Below are 16,549 nucleotides of genomic sequence, written 5' to 3' on the forward strand. Positions count from 1 at the left end.
CGGCGGCCGGCTACTCGTCGTCGCCGAGGTCGCCGCGACGCGAGGCCGCCGCCCAGCGCGACAGGAACACGGCGCCCGCCTCGTCGTGGATGAGCTCGCCCGCGGTCAGCACGGGATACGAGGTCGCCGGAATGCCCTCGGCCGGTCGCACGTCGACGTGCCGCACCTGCTCCCCGCGTTCGGCGAGCCAGTCGGCCATGCGGTAGTCACCGCGCGAGTCGCCCATCGTGCGCCAGTGCAGCGGGCGGATGCCGCGCGCCTCGAGCAGCTCGACCGCTCGTGCCGCCCCGAGGTCCTTGCCGAGCCGCACCGACTCGACGTCGGTCGAGATGATCGTCGGGTCGATGCGCCAGTGCACGCGCCCCGCGGCATCCGGTCGCTCGTCGCCCTCACGCACCGTGCCGAAGCCGCGCGCGGCGAGCCCGTCGTGCGCGTGGGCGTCGAAGCGGGGCTGGGCCTCGAGATAGTCGGCGGATGCCACGTGCACGTGCTGCTCGACCGAGACCATCGCGCGCTTGGTGTCGTCGAAGAAGGCGAACTCGTCGAAGTGCGCCTCGACGTAGGCGCGCATGTCGGCGGCGAAGTCGGCCGGCATCGCGAGGTCGAGGTCGACGAAGACCTCGCCGAGGCCGTCACGGTCGATCGCGGCCCAGACCGCGCCCTTCTCGCAGATCGCCCAGACGGGCGCACCCGGCTCGAGACCCGCGGCGAGCAGCGGCGGCACGACCTGCTCGGCGATGAACGCGTCGGAGCGGCCCGTGTTGAAGATCACGGGGTTTCCGGCGTTCGCGAGCTCCGCGAGGTCGCGGGCGATCGACGGGATCGCGATCGAACGCGTCACGGGGCTCGCGATGGGGCCGTCGACGTCGAGCAGGAGGCCGAGGAGCGGGGAGGTCGTCACACGTCAAGCCTATGGGCGGCATGCACGGTGCGGCTCCTCGCCGATGTCGCCGGCTGGTGCGAGCATCGACCCATGCAGCAGATCGTGCCTCCCTACCTGCTCGACCGCATCGCCCAGGCTGCCGCCCCGCGATTCCCCATCGCGGCCGAGGCCGCGAGGCGCGCGCTGCTGCGCGAGCCTCCGGCGCGTCTCGGCATCGAGCCGCTGCCCGAACTGCCGAGCGTGCTCCCCGACGCCCCCTCGGCGCCCGACCGTCGCATCTCCGACGCCGAGGGCCGCGAGAAGCTGCCGGGTCGCCTCGTGCGCCGCGAGGGCGAGCGCGCGACGGGCGACGAGGCGGTCGACGACGCCTACGACGGCCTCGGCGACACGCATCGCATGTTCGAGCGCGTCTTCGGCCGCGACTCGATCGACGGCGCGGGCATGCCGCTCGAGGCGACCGTGCATTTCGGCGACAAGTACGACAACGCCTTCTGGGACGGCGAGCGCATGGTCTTCGGCGACGGCGACGGCGAGATCTTCCGCGGCTTCACCGATTCGCTGAGCGTCATCGGCCACGAGCTGGCCCACGGGGTCACCGAGCACACGGCGAAACTGCGGTATCAGGGGCAATCGGGCGCGCTCAACGAGCATGTCTCCGACGCGTTCGGCGCGCTCGTCGAGCAGTACGCGCTCGGCCAGGACGCCGAGGCGGCGAGCTGGCTCATCGGCGAGGGCATCTTCACCGACGAGGTGCAGGGGCGGGCGCTGCGTTCGATGATCGAGCCCGGCACCGCCTACGACGACGACGTGCTCGGCCGCGACCCGCAGCCCGGGCACCTGCGCGACTACATCGAGACCGACGACGACAACGGCGGCGTGCACCTGAACTCGGGCATCCCCAACCGGGCGTTCGCGCTCGCCGCGACCGAGCTCGGCGGCTTCGCCTGGGAGCACGTCGGGCGCATCTGGTACGACGTGCTCACCTCGGGCCGGCTGTCGCCCGACGAGGACTTCGCCGGATTCGCGGCGGAGACCGTGCGCTCGGCGCGCGAGCGCTTCGGCCCCGAGAGCCGCGAGGAGCTGGCCGTCATGCACGGCTGGTCTGCGGTCGGCATCGAGGTGCCGCCCGCCGGGTAGCGTTCACCGGCCGCGTTCGTCGACCGCGGAGTACGATCACCCCATGGACGTCATCGTGTCCCGGAGCGGGGGCCTCGCCGGCACCCGGCTCACCTGGGAGGTTCGCGTCGACGAGCAGCCCGACCCCGACGAGTGGTACATCCTCATCGACGAGATCCCGTGGGGCGAACCGCCACCGGTGCCTCCCGAGCCCGACCGCTTCGTCTACCGCATCCGCTGCGAACCGCATGAGGCGACGCTCGCCGAGCGCCAGCTCACGGGGCCGTGGCGTCAGCTCGTCGATCGGGTGCAGGAGACGACGGATCCGAAGCGGCTCGGCGCGCCCGAATCGCGGCCACCACGCCCCATGCGATGAGGCCCTGCGCCGCCAAGTAGGTCGACATGACGACGAAGTCGTGCGCGGCGAACTCGTACCCCGGCAGGAACCTGCCGAGGGCGAGCACCGAGTCGGAGACGATGAAGAACGCTCCGCCGAGCACGACCCACCTGCCGTGCATCGACGCGCACATCGCCATCGTGCCGATGGCCGCCGCGTAGAGCACGATCGGGGCGGCGAGCGCGCCCGCGTGCGGCAGGAGCAGGCCGAGCATGACGATCATCCATGCCCAGTAGACGTACGACCAGACGGGAGGGCGGCGACGGGCACGCGGCATCCGCAGGAAGAGCACGATGTAGACGACATGCGCGAGCAGGAACGAGGAGAGGCCCGCCACGAACCATCCATCGCCGGGGAACGACAGCAGCACGTCGCCGCCCCAGGAGAAGGCGATGCCCGCCAGGAGCAGCGGCGCGGGCGCGCGGAGGGGCCGCGCGAGGAGCACGACCGCGAGGGCGAGCAGCGGCATCAGCAGCGTCTTCGTCGCCGTCACGCTCCACGCCGGCCCGACGTACAGCAGCACGAGGTGCAGCGCCGAGACGAGGAGGTACGGGATGAACGCAGGCAGCACCCCCGAATCGTAGCCGAGCGCGACGAAGGCCGGTGGGCTCGCGCCCACCGGCCTTCGGAGTGATCGGGAGTCGGCTCAGCTGACGCCGAGCAGGTCGATCACGAAGATGAGGGTCTTGCCCGACAGCTGGTGTCCGCCGCCGGCGGGGCCGTATGCCTGGTGCGGGGGAACCGTGAGCTTGCGGCGGCCGCCGACCTTCATGCCGGGGATGCCCTCCTGCCAACCGCTGATGAGCGCCTGGAGGGGGAAGTTGATGGACTGGCCGCGACCCCACGAGGAGTCGAACTCCTCGCCGCTGTCGTACTCGACGCCGAGGTAGTGCACGTCGACGGTCGAGCCGGGCTGCGCCTCTGCGCCGTCGCCGACGACGATGTCTTCGATCACCAGCTCGACGGGGGCCGGCCCCTCGGGAGCGTCGATCTCGGGCTTGCTGTTCGTATCGGTCATGCATCAAGTTGAGCAGGTTCGCGGGCTCGTCGCAATCGCGGACGAACGTCCACCCCCCTCTTGCGCTGACTGCGAACACGTTGCACGCTTGAGACCTAGAACTCGTCGCCCCGTAGAGATGTCGGCCATGCCACACCACAGGGCGGCGAGTTTTTTGCCCCGAGATCCGGCTGTTTCGTCCACCGGGCAGCGGATGCCTCAGCTCAGCAGCACCCGGCGGTCGACGACGATGGCGTCGAGCAGGCCCTGCTCGTCGGCGAACGTGCGTTCGTTGGCGAGCCCGGTGGCGATGCGCTGGCGGGTGAACGCGAGGTGCGTGGCATCCGTGACGAGCTTCCGCATGACGCGGGTGCGCGCGGGCGTCTGCGACTTCGCCCACGCCTTCGCCTGGCGGCGGCCCGCCGGAGTGGCGAGCATCTCGACCTCCGCCGGACTGAACCACCCGGCGGCGCCGTACTCGGCGAGCCGGTGGCGGGTGACCCGCACCTCCTGCCGCCGGAGCAGCACGGTCAGCACGATCGCGGCGATGAAGATCGGCACCTGCACCGTGAAGTAGAGGCCGATCGCGTCGTCGGCGAAGGTGAGCGAACCGTTCCAGAGGGCGTGCAGGGCGATCGCGCCGAGGAGGCCCAGCAGGAACCATCCGACGACGCCGGCTCCCCCGCCGCGCCTGGCGCCGATGCCGATCGCGAGGCCCGTGCACGCCGTGAAGAGCACGTGGGCGAAGGGAGAGAAGAGGCCGCGCACGATGAAGGTGGCACCGAGGGTCTCTGCGCCGCCTTCGGCGAGCGCGGCGCCGAAGTAGAGCACGTTCTCGGTGAAGGCGAAGCCGGCGGCGACGGTCGCGGCGTAGACGAGCCCGTCGACAGGGCCGTCGAAGTGCGAGCGCGAGAAGGCGAAGATCAGGAGCACCCCGAGGCCCTTCGCGACCTCCTCGACGATCGGCGCCTGCACCACCGCCTGCAGCGCCTCGTCGGTCGCACCGCCGGGCTCGGCGAACGCCATCGCGAGCTGCAGCCCGAGGTCGACGGCGAGCGCGATCGCCACCGACACGGCAGCACCCCAGAGGAAGGCGAACCACAGGGCCCAACGCGGCTCGGGTTCCCAGCGATCGACCCAGCGCACCGCGAGGAGCACGAGCGCGAGCGGCACGAGGGCGAGGAGCGAACCGATGAGGAGCGTCGACACCCCGAGCCCCACGGCGAGGTAGGCGAGCACCAGCAGGCCGACGAACCCCGCGACGACGATCCCGATGACCGCGAAGACCAGCCCGCCGCTGCGCGCCTTCGGCGGCGCCGTCCAGATCGGCGGCGCCGGCGACGGGTTCACGGCGGGTTCAGGGGCTGACTGCGGGGCCACGGAGGTCACCGGGGCAGCCTATCGAGCGGCGGGGTCCTCGGACACGTCGGTCGCGACGCGCTCGTCGAACATGACACCCGGGTTCAGGATGCCTCGCGGGTCGAAGAGCGCCTTGATGCCGCGCTGCAGTTCGTACGAGTCGTCGCCGAGCTCGTCGGCGAGCCAGCGCCGCTTCAGGATGCCGACCCCGTGCTCCCCGGTGAGCGTGCCGCCGAGAGCGACGGCGGTCCGGAACATGTCGTCGGCCGCGGCCCACACGTGCTCGGGCACCTCGTCGCCGGTGAAGACGAAGTTCGGGTGCAGGTTGCCGTCGCCGGCGTGCGCGATCGTCGGGATCTCGATGCCGTGGCGCCGGCCGATCTCCTCGATCGCGCGGAACATCTCGGGCAGGCGCGAACGCGGCACGGCGACGTCCTCGATGAGCACCTGGCCCGAGGCGGCGAGCGCCGGGTGCATCGCGCGGCGGATGCCGAGGAGGCGGTCGCCGGCCGCGGCATCCGCCGAGAGGCTGACCCGGCCGCCGGCCGCGGCGAACAGGCCGGCGATCTCGTCGGCCTCGTCGGCGGCGCCCGCGCCGTCGCACTGGGCGAGCAGGAAGGTCTCGGCTGCGCCGAGCGACTCGAGCGGCGTGCCCGCGATGCCGTCGGCGCCGAGGTACGCGGCGACGCGCGCGAGCCCGGCGGCGTCGATGAGTTCGAGCACGGCGGGCCGGAGACGCGCCGCGGTGACGGCAGCGGATGCCGCGGCGGCGGCCTCGACGTCGGGGAGCACCGCGGCGACGGTGACCGTCTCGCCGGGCGTGATCGGCCGCAACCGCACGGTCGCCTCGACGATCACGCCGAGCGTGCCTTCCGAGCCCGTGAACAGCGCGGTGAGGTCGTACCCCGTGACGCCCTTGACGGTGCGGTGGCCGGTGCGCAGCAGGCGCCCGTCGGCGAGTACCACCTCGAGGCCGAGCACGGCCTCGCGGGTCACGCCGTACTTCGCGCAGAGGAGCCCTCCGGCGTTCGTGGCGATGTTGCCGCCGATCGAGGAGATGGCCCGGCTCGCCGGGTCGGGGGCGAACCACAGTCCGAGCGGGGCGAGCCCGTCGTTGAGGTCGCCGTTCAGCACGCCCGGCTCGACGACCGCGAGCTCGTCGGCCTCGGAGATCTCGAGCACCCGGTTCATGCGCGAGAGGTCGAGCACGATCGCACCGGGGCTCGCGATGGCCCCGCCCGCCAGACCGGTGCCGGCGCCGCGGGGCACGACCGGAGTCGACGTCTCGTGCGCGATGCGCATGACCGCCTGCACCTCGGCGACGGATGCCGCGTGCACGACCGCGATCGGCGGGGTGGCGCTGCGCCACCCCGATCGGTCCTCGCGAACCGCGTCGAGATCAGCGGACGCGGTCGAGACGGCGACACCGAGGGCGTCTCGCAGGAGGGTCACGACGGCAGGCGGCATCCCACCACCATACGGCTCGGCGCTCATGTCCGATTCCCGCTGGTCGGTGTCGGCCGGTCATGACAGGCTGGTCGCATGACGAGCACCGCCAGCACCGCCTCCGCCCGTCGCCGGCTGCACGGCGACCCGCTCGACGACCCCGAGTTCGCCGAGCGGTACCGTGCGATGCAGGCGCGCGACGCCCGTTTCGACGGGCAGTTCATCACGGGCGTGCACTCGACGGGCATCTACTGCCGGCCGAGCTGCCCGGCGGTCGCCCCGAAGGCGTCGAACGTGAGCTTCTACCTCACCGCCGCCGCGGCGCACGAGGCCGGGCTGCGGGCCTGCAAGCGCTGCCTGCCCGACGCGGTGCCCGGATCTCCCCAGTGGGATCTGCGCGACGACCTCGCCGCACGCGCCATGCGCCTCATCGCCGACGGCGTCGTCGAGCGCGAGGGCGTGCCGGGGCTCGCCGCCCGGCTCGGCTACACGCCGCGGCACCTCACGCGCGTGCTCACGGCAGAACTCGGTGCCGGACCGCTCGCCCTCGCTCGGGCCCATCGGGCGCAGACCGCGCGTGCGCTGCTCACCTCGACGGCGCTCCCCGCTGCCGACGTGGCCTTCGCCTCGGGCTTCGGGAGCATCCGGCAGTTCAACGACACCATCCGTGAGGTCTACGAGCGGAGCCCGCTCGAGCTGCGTGCCGCGGCTCGCGTGCGCGAGCGGCGGCCGGGTTCGGCCGGCGCCGTCCGTGCGACCACGACCGCGGCGTCGACGGCGGGCGGTTCAGCCGGCTCGGCTCACGCCGCCATCGACGGCGGCGTGGTGCGACTGAAGCTGCCCGCTCGGCCGCCCTTCGACGCCGCCGGCGTCTTCGACTGGCTCTCGGCTCGCGCCCTCGACGGCGTCGAGCGGGCCGGTGACGACCACTACGAGCGCACCCTCCGCCTGCCGGGCGGCCCGGCGGTCGTGGCGTTCACCGCTTCGGGCGACGCGGTAGCGCCCGCGATCGAGGTCGAGGCGCGCCTCGCGACACTCGCCGACCTGCCGCCGCTCGTCGCGAGGGTGCGGCGGCTCTTCGACCTCGACGCCGACGCCGTGGCGATCGACGCCGCACTCTCCCGCGACCCGGCGCTCGCGGCATCCGTGGCCGAGACACCGGGCATCCGCGTGCCCGGATGCCTCGATCCGCACGAACTCGTGTTCCGCGCGCTCATCGGGCAGCAGATCTCGGTGAAGGCGGCCCGCACCGCTCTCGCCCGGCTCGCCGCCGAGCTCGGCGAGCGAGTCGCCCCGTACTCCGACGGGGCGCCGACGACGCTCTTCCCGTCCGCCTCGACCATCGCCGAGCACGGCCACGAGGTGCTCAGGGGTCCGGCGGCTCGCGTGCGCACCATCGTCGACGTCGCGAATCGGCTCGCGTCGGGGTCGCTCGTCGTCGCCTCCGAGCGCGAGCGCATCGAACTGCAGGCCGATCTGCTCGCCGTTCCCGGCATCGGGCCCTGGACGGCCGGCTACGTCGCGATGCGCGTGACACGGGCGCCCGACGTGCTGCTCACAGGCGATCTGGCGCTGCGCAACGGCGCCGAGATCCTGGGGCTTCCGTCGACCGCGAGCGAGCTGGCGACCCTCGGCACGCGCTGGGCGCCGTGGCGCAGCTACGCCTCGATGCACCTCTGGCGCGCCGCTGCGAGAAAGATCTGATGTCTCGGTCGACGGTCGGCTAAGATCGCCGTCATGGCGGTCACTGACGAAGCGATCCTGAAGATCAAGGCGATGATCGTGTCGGGCGAACTGCGCCCCGGCGATCGGCTCGAGCCCGAGAAGGAGCTGAGCGAACGACTCGGACTCAGTCGGTCATCGCTCCGCGAGGCCGTCAAGGCGCTCGAGGTGATCCGGGTGCTCGACGTGCGTCGAGGCGACGGAACCTACGTCACGAGCCTCGAGCCGACCCTGCTCCTCGAGGCGATGAGCTTCGTGGTGGACCTGCACAGCGATCAGTCGGTGCTCGAGATCTTCGCGGTGCGCCGGGTGCTCGAGCCGGCGACCTCGGCGCTGGCCGCTCAGAACGCGGAACCCGAGGACCTCGCCCACCTGCACGAACTGCTCGGCAGCGTCGACGCGGCATCCGACATCGAGACGCTCGTCGCGCACGACCTCGACTTCCATCGCGGCATCGCCTCGGCAGCCGGCAACTCGTATCTCGCGGGGCTGCTCGAATCGATGTCGAGCCACACTGTGCGCGCGCGCATCTGGCGCGGCATCACGCAGGAGGATGCGACGGGGCGGACCATCGCGGAGCACGGCGCGATCCTCGCGGCCCTCGAGCAGCACGACCACGAGCTGGCGCGCGCGCTGACGCTGACCCACATCGCCGGCGTCGAGAACTGGCTGCGTGCGGCGTTGTGAATCGGCACCTCGAGGTCAGCACCGTGGGCGCAGTCCGCCGATTCGGCGACCGTGACGAACTTGTGATGCGGACAGCTTGACAATGATCTGATGTTCGCCCATCGTTGGTCATGATCCTATTGGATATTTCATTTCTCAACGTGGAGGAACACCATGGCTGTTCGCACCAAGGCCGCTCGCGGGCTGCTCGCTACCGCGGCAATCGCACTCGCACTCACCACAGCGGCATGTACCAGCAAGGCGGCCGACACCGGCGCAGACTCCGGTGAAGCCGGCGATCTCGCATCGGTGAACGTCGCACTCGTCCCCGGCGGCTCGCACCCCTACTTCCAGCCGTGGAAGGCCGCCGGAGAGGCTGCCGCCGAGGAGTTCGGCCTCGGCTCGACCGTCTTCAACGAGACCGCCGAGTGGGACCAGGCCAAGCAGAACGAGGTCCTGAACTCGCTCGCCGCCCAGGGCGTCAACGCCTTCGGCATCTTCGGCGTCTCGCCGACCGACATCAACACGACCTTCAAGATGCTGAAGGACCAGGGCTTCGCCGTCGGTTCCATCGCATCGTGCCCCGCGGGTGACGTGAACGAGGCCGACTTCTGCCTCTCGACCGACACCGAGGTCGCCGCATACAAGGCTGCGGTCGCAGCCATCGAAGCCATGGGCGGCGCTGGAAACCTCGTGCACCTGACGGGCAACAACGTCGACTCGAACACGCAGCGTCGCATCGCCGGCGTCGAGAAGGCCGTCGAGGAGACGGGCGGCGCGGTCACGCTCCTCAGCACCGTCACCGACATCGACGTCGACCTCGGCACGGCGCAGAAGGCCGTCGCCGACCTCCTCGCCGCCAAGGGCTCCGAGATCAACGGATTCGTCTCGACCGCGTACAACCCCGCAGTCGCGTCGGCCTCCGCCGTGAAGGAGTCGGGCCTGCCCATCAAGGTCGTCGCGATCGACGACGACGAGGTCATCCTCGACGGCATCGCCGACGGCTCCGTCTCGGCGACCGTCGTGCAGAACCCGACCGGCCAGGCATTCGTCGGCTCCTGGGTGCTCGCCCAGCTGCAGACCAAGGCCTGCACGGTCAAGGACCCCGGCGTGATCGTGGACTCCGGTTCGTTCGTCGTCACGACCGACAACCTCGAGACCTACACCGACGAGCAGGACGCCGAGTCCGACACGATCATGGACCTGTTCAAGAACGACCTGCTCGACTGCAAGTAACCACGGAGCCAACCGACACCATGACCACCATCACTGCGGCACGCGCGTCACTCGTCGACCTCGAGGTCGAGACGATGCGCACCGACGCCGTCCAGAGCTTCATCAAGCAGGAGACGATCTTCCTCGAGATCGACACTGCCGACGGGCTCACGGGTGTCGGTTACTCCTACACGATCGGAACCGGTGGTCGCGCAGTACTCTCCATGCTGCGCGACCACCTGGTCCCCCTCCTCCCCGGCCTCGACAGCAGGAACGTCGAAGGCATCTGGACGGAACTGTTCCGTTCGACCCGCGCCACCACCGTCGGCGCCATCACGTCGCTCGCCCTCGCGGCGGTCGACACCGCCCTCTGGGACCTGCGCTCCCGCCGTGCCGGCGAGCCGCTCTGGCAGGTGGCCGGCGGCTACCGCCAGCGCGTCCCCCTCTACGACACCGAGGGCGGCTGGCTCCACCTGCCCACCGACGACCTCGTGGCCGGTGCACTCGCATCGCAGGCGAAGGGCCTGCGCGGCGTCAAGCTCAAGGTCGGCAAGCCCTCGATCCGCGAAGACCGCGATCGCCTGCTCGCAGTGCGCGAGGCGGTCGGCGCCGACCTGCACATCATGGTCGACGCCAACCAGTCGATGACCTCCGCCGAGGCCATCCGGCGCGCGGCGGCGTTCGAGGACGCAGACCTCTACTGGTTCGAGGAGCCCTTGCCCGCCGATGACGTGAGCGGCCATGCCCGCCTCGCCTCGTCCACGAGCATCCCGATCGCGGTCGGCGAATCGATGTACTCGATCGCCCAGTTCCGCGACTACCTGCACCGCGATGCCGCCGGCATCGTCCAGGTCGACGTCGCCCGTGTCGGCGGCATCACCCCCTGGCTCAAGGTCGCACACCTCGCAGAGGCGTACAACGTCGCCGTCTGCCCGCACTTCCTCATGGAGCTGCACGTGAGCCTCGTCGCCGCGGTGCCGAACGGCGCCTACGTCGAGCACATCCCGCAGCTCCGCGGCATCACCAAGACCGAGCTCGTCGTCGAGGACGGCTCCGCCGTCGCTCCCTCGACGCCGGGCCTCGGCATCGACTGGGACGCCGACGAGATCGATCGGAGGCGAGTCGCATGACGAGCAGATCCAACCGGCTGACCAGCGTGCTCAGCGACAACCGCGTGGGGCTCCTGCTCCTCATCATCGTGCTCGTGGTCCTCATCGGCAGCCTCAAGCCGATGTTCTTCTCCCCCGCATTCGTGATCGGCCCGATGCTCACGAGCATCGCCATCTTCACCGTCGTCGGCCTCGCCCAGATGGTCGTGCTCTCCGTCGGGCAGATGAACCTGGCCGTCGGCGGAATGGCCGCGATCGGGGCGATGGGCTCCGCGATCGTCTTCCAGGCCTTCGACGTGCCGCTGATCGTCGGCATCGCCGTCGGCCTCGTGGTCGGCGGCGCCGTCGGCGCACTCTGCGGCGTGCTGATCGCCTACGCCGGGGTCAACTCGTTCGTCGTGACGCTCGCGATGAGCTTCGCCCTGCTGGGCCTCGTTCCCGCCGTCTACTCGTGGGTCAGCACGGGCAACGCGATCACCGTGCAGACGCCCGGGCTCGCGGAGCTCGGGCGCTCCAAGCTCTCCGACCTCTGCATCGGCGACACCTGCGGTCCCGACGGCGTCCCGCTCATCCTCTTCGTCGCCGTCGCGGCGATGATCGTGATCGGCCTGCTCTTCTCCAAGTCGCGCATCGGCCGCGAGATCCTGCTGACCGGTTCGAGCGATCGCGCCGCACTGCTCTCGGCGATCCCCGTTCCCCGTCGCATCATCACCGTGCACACGCTCTCGGGCATGCTCGCAGCACTCGCCGGATTCATGCTCGGAGCGAGCACCGGCTCGTTCACCCCCGGCATCGGCCAGGAATTCATGCTGCAGTCCTTCCTCGGACCGATCCTCGGCGGCACCCTGCTCGCCGGCGGCTACGTCTCCGTCATCGGCACCTTCCTCGGCATCACGATCACCGTCGTGATCCGCCAGGGCCTCCTGCTCTTCGGCGTCGGCATCGAAGGACTCAACATCCTGCTCGGCACCATCCTCCTGATCGCCCTCTCCGCCGACCGCATCCGTTCGGTCGCCGGAGCCCGATCCCGTCTGCGAGCGTCGCGACAGCAGTCGCCCGCGAAGTCCAAAGAAGAGGCGGTGGTGTCATGAGCGCGCGTCTCGCACGACTGGCCCGCGACCAGAACACGATCCTCGCCGCGGTGATCGTCGCGGGCGTCATCGTCCTGACGATCAGCTCGAGCGGCGGGTTCCTCTCCCCGATCTCGATCGAGACGTTCTTCCAGTTCCTCGCGATCCCGATCGTCATCGGCCTGGCGCAGATGGCAGCGCTCGCGGTCAACCAGATGAACCTCGCCGTCGGCGCGATCGGCGGGTTCGCGGCCTGCTCCGCCGCCGTGCTCATCGCCGACTTCGGCGTGCCCCCGTGGCTCGGCGGGATCATCGCGATCCTCATCGGCCTCGCCGCCGGCGTGCTCAACGGCCTCATCGTGGTGCTCACGCAGATCAACGGCTTCATCGTCACCCTCGCGACCATGACGATCCTCTCGGGCGCCCAGTACGCGATCGTCGGCACCCGCACGATCACCTCGGCCAACTGGCCCGAGATCGCGGCGATCGGCACGGCGCGGCCCCTCGGCATCCCGCTCATCTTCTGGATCGCCGTGGGCATCGCCATCCTCCTCGCCGTCGCGTACCGGCAGACGCTCTTCGCCCGCAACATGCTCGCGAGCGGCGGCAACCCGCTCGCTGCGACCCTCTCCGGCATCTCGAACAACAAGAGCCTCGTCACCGCCCACGGCCTGTCCGGGCTCCTGTGCGGCGTCGCCGCGTTCCTCGTGCTCGCCTCGCTGCCGGGTGCCAACAAGAGCATCGGCGAGGACTGGCTGCTGTCGAGCTTCGCCGCGCCGATCATCGGTGGCGTCTCGCTGACCGGCGGCACCGTCGCCGTGCTGGGCACCGTGCTCGCAGCGACCATCGTGCGACTGGTCGACAGCGCACGCGCGCAGTTCCAGCTGGAGCCCAGCTGGGTGAACTTCGTCATCGGCGCCGTCGTGCTCGGCACCGTGGCACTCGACCGCGTTCGGACCCGGCGCCCAGCCACCCGTCAGCGCAGCCGCCGCCCACCGCCCGACGCACCGCCGACCGCGGCAGCGCGAGCCATCGACCCAGGAGCACCGGCATGACCGACACGGCCTACGCGCTCGAAGTGCGCGGCATCACCAAGACGTTCCCAGGAGTCCGGGCGCTCGACGAGGTCAACCTCCGCCTGAAGCCGGGCGAGGTGCACGCGCTCCTCGGCGAGAACGGCGCGGGCAAGTCCACGCTCATCAAGATCATCACCGGCATCCAGCCGCAGGACTCAGGCGAGCTCATCGTCAACGGCGAGGCGCGCTCGTTCCGCTCGGCGCACGAGGCGACCCGTGCCGGCATCGGCGTGGTGCACCAGGAGCGCAACGTCATCACCGACTTCACGGTCGCCGAGAACATCGTGCTCGGCAACACCCCCGTGAAGGGCGGACGCGTGCAGTGGCGCGAGGTCAGGGAGGGTGCCAAGCGCGTGCTCGACCTGCTCGACTTCCCGATCGACCCGGCGACGCCCACGAGCCTGCTCTCGCCGGCGCAGACCCAGTTGGTCGAGATCGCCCGTGGCCTCTACACCGACAGTGCGGTGCTCCTGCTCGACGAGCCGACCGCGTCGATCAGCGAGACCGAGTCGAAGCTGCTGTTCGACGTCGTGCACCGCCTCTCTGCGCAGGGACGCGCGATCCTGTTCGTCAGCCACAAGCTCGAAGAGGTGTTCGCGCACTGCGACACCGTCACCGTCTTCCGCGACGGGCGTTCGGTGGCCGAGTCGGAGCCGCTCTCGAACTACTCCAAGGACACGATCGTCGACCTGCTCGTGGGACGTACCCTCGCCAAGCTCGAGGTGCCCGACCGTTCTCCGTCCGAGCGCGGCACGCCGGCGCTCGAACTGCGCGACGTCTCGACGTTCAGCGGACACCGCGACGTGTCGTTCGCGGTGCACCCTGGCCAGATCGTCGGCATCTACGGGCTCGTCGGCGCCGGGCGCTCCGAGCTGGCCAAGGCGATCCTCGGGCTCGACCGCATCACCGAGGGCGAGGTGCTGGTCAACGGCACCGCCGCGCAGATCCGCTCGGTGGGCGATGCGCTCGGCCGCTACGGCATCGGGTACGTGACCGAGGACCGGAAGGCCGAGGGCCTCTTCCTCGACCAGACCGTCGCCCGCAACCTGACGGTCACGGTGCTGAAGCGCCTGTCGAACGCGTTCGGGTTCGTGCGCGAGCGCGCCGCTCGCGCGACCGCCGACGAGTACATCGCTTCGCTCGACGTCAAGGTGTCGAACCGCGATCAGCTCGTGGGCCAGCTCTCCGGCGGCAACCAGCAGAAGGTCTCGCTCGGCAAGTGGCTCGCGGCCAACACCGACATCCTCATCATCGATGAGCCGACCGTGGGAATCGACGTCCGCACGAAGGGCGCGTTCTACCAGCTGATCTGGGCGCTCGCCGAGCAGGGCAAGGCCGTGCTCGTCATCTCCAGCGACCTCGCCGAGATGGTGACCCTGGTCGACCGGATCGTCGTCATGCAGGACTTCGAGGTCACCGGAAGCGTCCTGAACTCCCATGAGTACGATGAGATGAGCAAGTCGGTGATCCGCCTCATCCACGAGGAGCGCATCGACGTGGTGGAGGGCTGATGCGAGTCGCACTCCACTCCATCATCCGGCCGGGAGCCATCGACGGGTATCGGACGGAGCACGCGAAGATCCCCGCCGACCTCGAGGGATCCTTCGCCCGGCTCGGCATCCACGACTGGACCATCTGGCGTTCCGGCGACCGGCTCTTCCACGTCGTCGAATGCGACGACTTCGATGCCGCGATGCTGGCGCTCGACTCGGATCCGGCGAACGTCGCCTGGCAGCAGCGCATCGGCGAGTTCGTCGAGCTGTTCCGCGACGCCGACGGCGACGTCGGATTCAGCCCGATCGAAGAGGTCTGGGACCTCCGCCGCCAGCGGAACGACGAGCACCGAGCATGACGGGCATCGTCGACGCGCACGCGCATGTGTGGGACACGACGCGACTGAGTTATCCGTGGCTCGCCGACTTCGAGGCGCTCGATCGACCGCGCCTGCCGGCCGACCTGGATCGCGCCGACGGGCAGGTGACCGGGGCGGTCTTCATCCAGGCGGGATGCGCCCCCGAGCAGGGGCTCGCCGAAGCACGATGGATCGCGGGCCTCGGCGACGAATGGCCAGAGCTCATCGCGATCGTCGCGGCTGCCGATCTCCTCGACCCCGACGCGCTGGAGGCCCATCTCGACGCCCTCGACGCGCTCGGCGGCGTGGTCGGCATCCGTCACCTGCTCCAGGGCGAGTCACCGGCGGTGTTCTCGGATCCCGTGCTGCTCGAGGGCCTTCGACTGCTCGCGGCGCGGGGCCTCACCTTCGACGCCTGCATCACCCACTCCCAGCTCACCGACTTGATCGATCTCCTCGACCAGGTGCCGGAGCTCGACGTCGTGCTCGACCACCTGGGCAAGCCGCCCGTCGACGCCGGCATCGCCACCGAGGCAGGTCAGGCCTGGGCGCAGGGCATCACCCGGCTCGCGGCCCGTCCCGCCACGACCGTCAAGGTCTCGGGACTGTCGGCCGAGGCATCCGGAACCGAGGCGTTCGAGGCGAACGCCGACGCCTTCATCGAACACGCCGTCACCGCATTCGGTGCGTCGCGGGCGATGCTCGGCAGCGACTGGCCCGTGAGCCGGTACCTTGGTGCAGGCGGAACGTTCGCGGACTGGATCGACCGGGTGCACCGTGTGACGGGCGCGACCGGGTCGGAACGGGAACAGCTCGATCGCGGCACCGCTCTCCGTTTCTACCGTTCGACGACATTGGGGCACGAATGAGCACGACGTTTCCCGAGGGGGCGCGCATCGCTCGCTCAGTGCTGTCCGACGAGACGTACGGAGTGATCCGGGATCTCGTCCTCGAGCACCGCATCGCGCCCGGCAGTCGCGTGAACATCGACTCGCTCTCGGCCGAGCTCGGGGTCTCCCCGACGCCGGTCAGGGAGGCGCTGGCCCGGCTCGAGTCCGACGGACTCGTGGTGAAGGTGCCGCTTCGCGGGTACTCGACGACGCCGCTGCTGACCGTCCGCGAGTTCGTCGAGCTGACGCAGTTCCGCGTGCTCATCGAGCAGTGGACCGCCGCACAGGCGTCGGCGTCGATCAGTCCCGAGACGACTGCGGCCCTCCGCGCGGAACTCGCGGCCGGACGCGCGACCACCGGCGCACGTGAGGCCGGCCCCGATGCGTTCCGTGCGCTGACCGATCACGATGCGCGCTTCCACGCGCTCATCGCGAAGTCCGCCGGCAACGACCTGATCGCCCAGTCGTTCGAACGCACGCACTTCCACCTGCACTTCCTGCGGCTCTATCTCGCGTCGCATTCCACCGACGCCGACGGAGACGCCGACCACCGGCGCCTGAACGCGGTGCTCGAGGAGTACGACCGCTCGGGCCAGGTCTCGCGCACGATCGACAATCACGCCGCCATCGCCGAGGCCATCATCGTCGGAGATGCCGACGGGGCGTCGCAGCTCATGCGCGAGCACATCGAGTTCTCGCGCGTCCGCTTCCTCCCCGTCGTCGAGATGATCGCATCGCTCGGCTGATCGGC

At 70.4% G+C, this 16,549-nt stretch carries 17 protein-coding genes; 12 read left to right on the forward strand and 5 right to left on the reverse strand.

Going from position 1 to position 16,549, the window contains the following annotated elements:
- Positions 1 to 10: 10 nt before the first annotated feature.
- Positions 11 to 901: a hypothetical protein gene (locus ASD23_RS16190; RefSeq protein ID WP_056013762.1), complete on the reverse strand. Its 891-nt coding sequence runs from the start codon at positions 899 to 901 to the stop codon at positions 11 to 13.
- A 72-nt stretch (positions 902 to 973) separates the two neighbouring features.
- On the opposite strand from ASD23_RS16190, the gene ASD23_RS16195 reads away from it, so the two are divergent.
- Positions 974 to 2,020, forward strand: a complete 1,047-nt coding sequence (locus ASD23_RS16195; RefSeq protein ID WP_056013765.1) for a M4 family metallopeptidase — start codon at positions 974 to 976, stop codon at positions 2,018 to 2,020.
- 43 nt (positions 2,021 to 2,063) lie between these two features.
- Positions 2,064 to 2,375: a protealysin inhibitor emfourin gene (locus ASD23_RS18690; RefSeq protein WP_082571601.1), complete on the forward strand. Its 312-nt coding sequence runs from the start codon at positions 2,064 to 2,066 to the stop codon at positions 2,373 to 2,375.
- Here the strand turns inward: ASD23_RS18690 and ASD23_RS16200 are convergent.
- The 4 genes from ASD23_RS16200 to ASD23_RS16215 form a co-directional block, all read right to left on the reverse strand.
- Positions 2,275 to 2,967: a lysoplasmalogenase gene (locus ASD23_RS16200; protein ID WP_157377144.1), complete on the reverse strand. Its 693-nt coding sequence runs from the start codon at positions 2,965 to 2,967 to the stop codon at positions 2,275 to 2,277. The two genes, ASD23_RS18690 and ASD23_RS16200, sit on opposite strands and share 101 nt — an antisense overlap.
- Before the next feature lie 75 nt (positions 2,968 to 3,042).
- Positions 3,043 to 3,414: an FKBP-type peptidyl-prolyl cis-trans isomerase gene (locus tag ASD23_RS16205; protein ID WP_056013771.1), complete on the reverse strand. Its 372-nt coding sequence runs from the start codon at positions 3,412 to 3,414 to the stop codon at positions 3,043 to 3,045.
- A gap of 198 nt (positions 3,415 to 3,612) precedes the next feature.
- Entirely contained in the window at positions 3,613 to 4,782 is a 1,170-nt protein-coding gene (locus ASD23_RS16210) for a PrsW family intramembrane metalloprotease (protein WP_082571602.1), read from the reverse strand.
- Between the two features lie 9 nt (positions 4,783 to 4,791).
- The gene (locus tag ASD23_RS16215) at positions 4,792 to 6,219 is read right to left on the reverse strand and encodes an FAD-binding oxidoreductase (RefSeq protein WP_056013774.1); all 1,428 of its coding nucleotides are present in this window, start codon (positions 6,217 to 6,219) and stop codon (positions 4,792 to 4,794) included.
- 75 nt (positions 6,220 to 6,294) lie between these two features.
- Between ASD23_RS16215 and ASD23_RS16220 the strand changes: the two genes are divergently transcribed.
- From ASD23_RS16220 to ASD23_RS16265, 10 genes are all read left to right on the forward strand, one after another.
- On the forward strand, positions 6,295 to 7,902 hold the full coding sequence (locus ASD23_RS16220; RefSeq protein WP_082571603.1) for a DNA-3-methyladenine glycosylase 2 family protein: 1,608 nt from the start codon (positions 6,295 to 6,297) through the stop codon (positions 7,900 to 7,902).
- Between the two features lie 33 nt (positions 7,903 to 7,935).
- Positions 7,936 to 8,607, forward strand: a complete 672-nt coding sequence (locus ASD23_RS16225) for a FadR/GntR family transcriptional regulator (protein WP_056013777.1) — start codon at positions 7,936 to 7,938, stop codon at positions 8,605 to 8,607.
- A gap of 153 nt (positions 8,608 to 8,760) precedes the next feature.
- Positions 8,761 to 9,822, forward strand: coding sequence for a sugar ABC transporter substrate-binding protein (locus ASD23_RS16230; protein WP_056013780.1), 1,062 nt, complete (start codon positions 8,761 to 8,763; stop codon positions 9,820 to 9,822).
- A gap of 20 nt (positions 9,823 to 9,842) precedes the next feature.
- Positions 9,843 to 10,931: a mandelate racemase/muconate lactonizing enzyme family protein gene (locus tag ASD23_RS16235; protein ID WP_056013787.1), complete on the forward strand. Its 1,089-nt coding sequence runs from the start codon at positions 9,843 to 9,845 to the stop codon at positions 10,929 to 10,931.
- Entirely contained in the window at positions 10,928 to 12,001 is a 1,074-nt protein-coding gene (locus ASD23_RS16240; protein ID WP_082571604.1) for an ABC transporter permease, read from the forward strand. Before ASD23_RS16235 ends, ASD23_RS16240 begins: the two co-directional genes overlap by 4 nt.
- On the forward strand, positions 11,998 to 13,035 hold the full coding sequence (locus ASD23_RS16245) for an ABC transporter permease (RefSeq protein ID WP_056013790.1): 1,038 nt from the start codon (positions 11,998 to 12,000) through the stop codon (positions 13,033 to 13,035). The genes ASD23_RS16240 and ASD23_RS16245 overlap by 4 nt, the downstream gene beginning before the upstream one ends.
- A complete protein-coding gene (locus ASD23_RS16250; RefSeq protein ID WP_056013793.1) occupies positions 13,032 to 14,567 on the forward strand; it encodes a sugar ABC transporter ATP-binding protein in 1,536 nt (511 codons plus the stop codon). The genes ASD23_RS16245 and ASD23_RS16250 overlap by 4 nt, the downstream gene beginning before the upstream one ends.
- A complete protein-coding gene (locus ASD23_RS16255) occupies positions 14,567 to 14,908 on the forward strand; it encodes an L-rhamnose mutarotase (protein ID WP_056013796.1) in 342 nt (113 codons plus the stop codon). Before ASD23_RS16250 ends, ASD23_RS16255 begins: the two co-directional genes overlap by 1 nt.
- Positions 14,905 to 15,777: an amidohydrolase family protein gene (locus tag ASD23_RS16260; RefSeq protein ID WP_056013804.1), complete on the forward strand. Its 873-nt coding sequence runs from the start codon at positions 14,905 to 14,907 to the stop codon at positions 15,775 to 15,777. Before ASD23_RS16255 ends, ASD23_RS16260 begins: the two co-directional genes overlap by 4 nt.
- Positions 15,774 to 16,544 (forward strand): GntR family transcriptional regulator, encoded by a 771-nt coding sequence (locus ASD23_RS16265; protein WP_056013808.1) that lies wholly within the window; start codon positions 15,774 to 15,776, stop codon positions 16,542 to 16,544. The genes ASD23_RS16260 and ASD23_RS16265 overlap by 4 nt, the downstream gene beginning before the upstream one ends.
- Positions 16,545 to 16,549 lie beyond the last annotated feature (5 nt).

Source organism: Agromyces sp. Root1464 (assembly GCF_001427265.1).
Classification (GTDB): domain Bacteria; phylum Actinomycetota; class Actinomycetes; order Actinomycetales; family Microbacteriaceae; genus Agromyces; species Agromyces fucosus.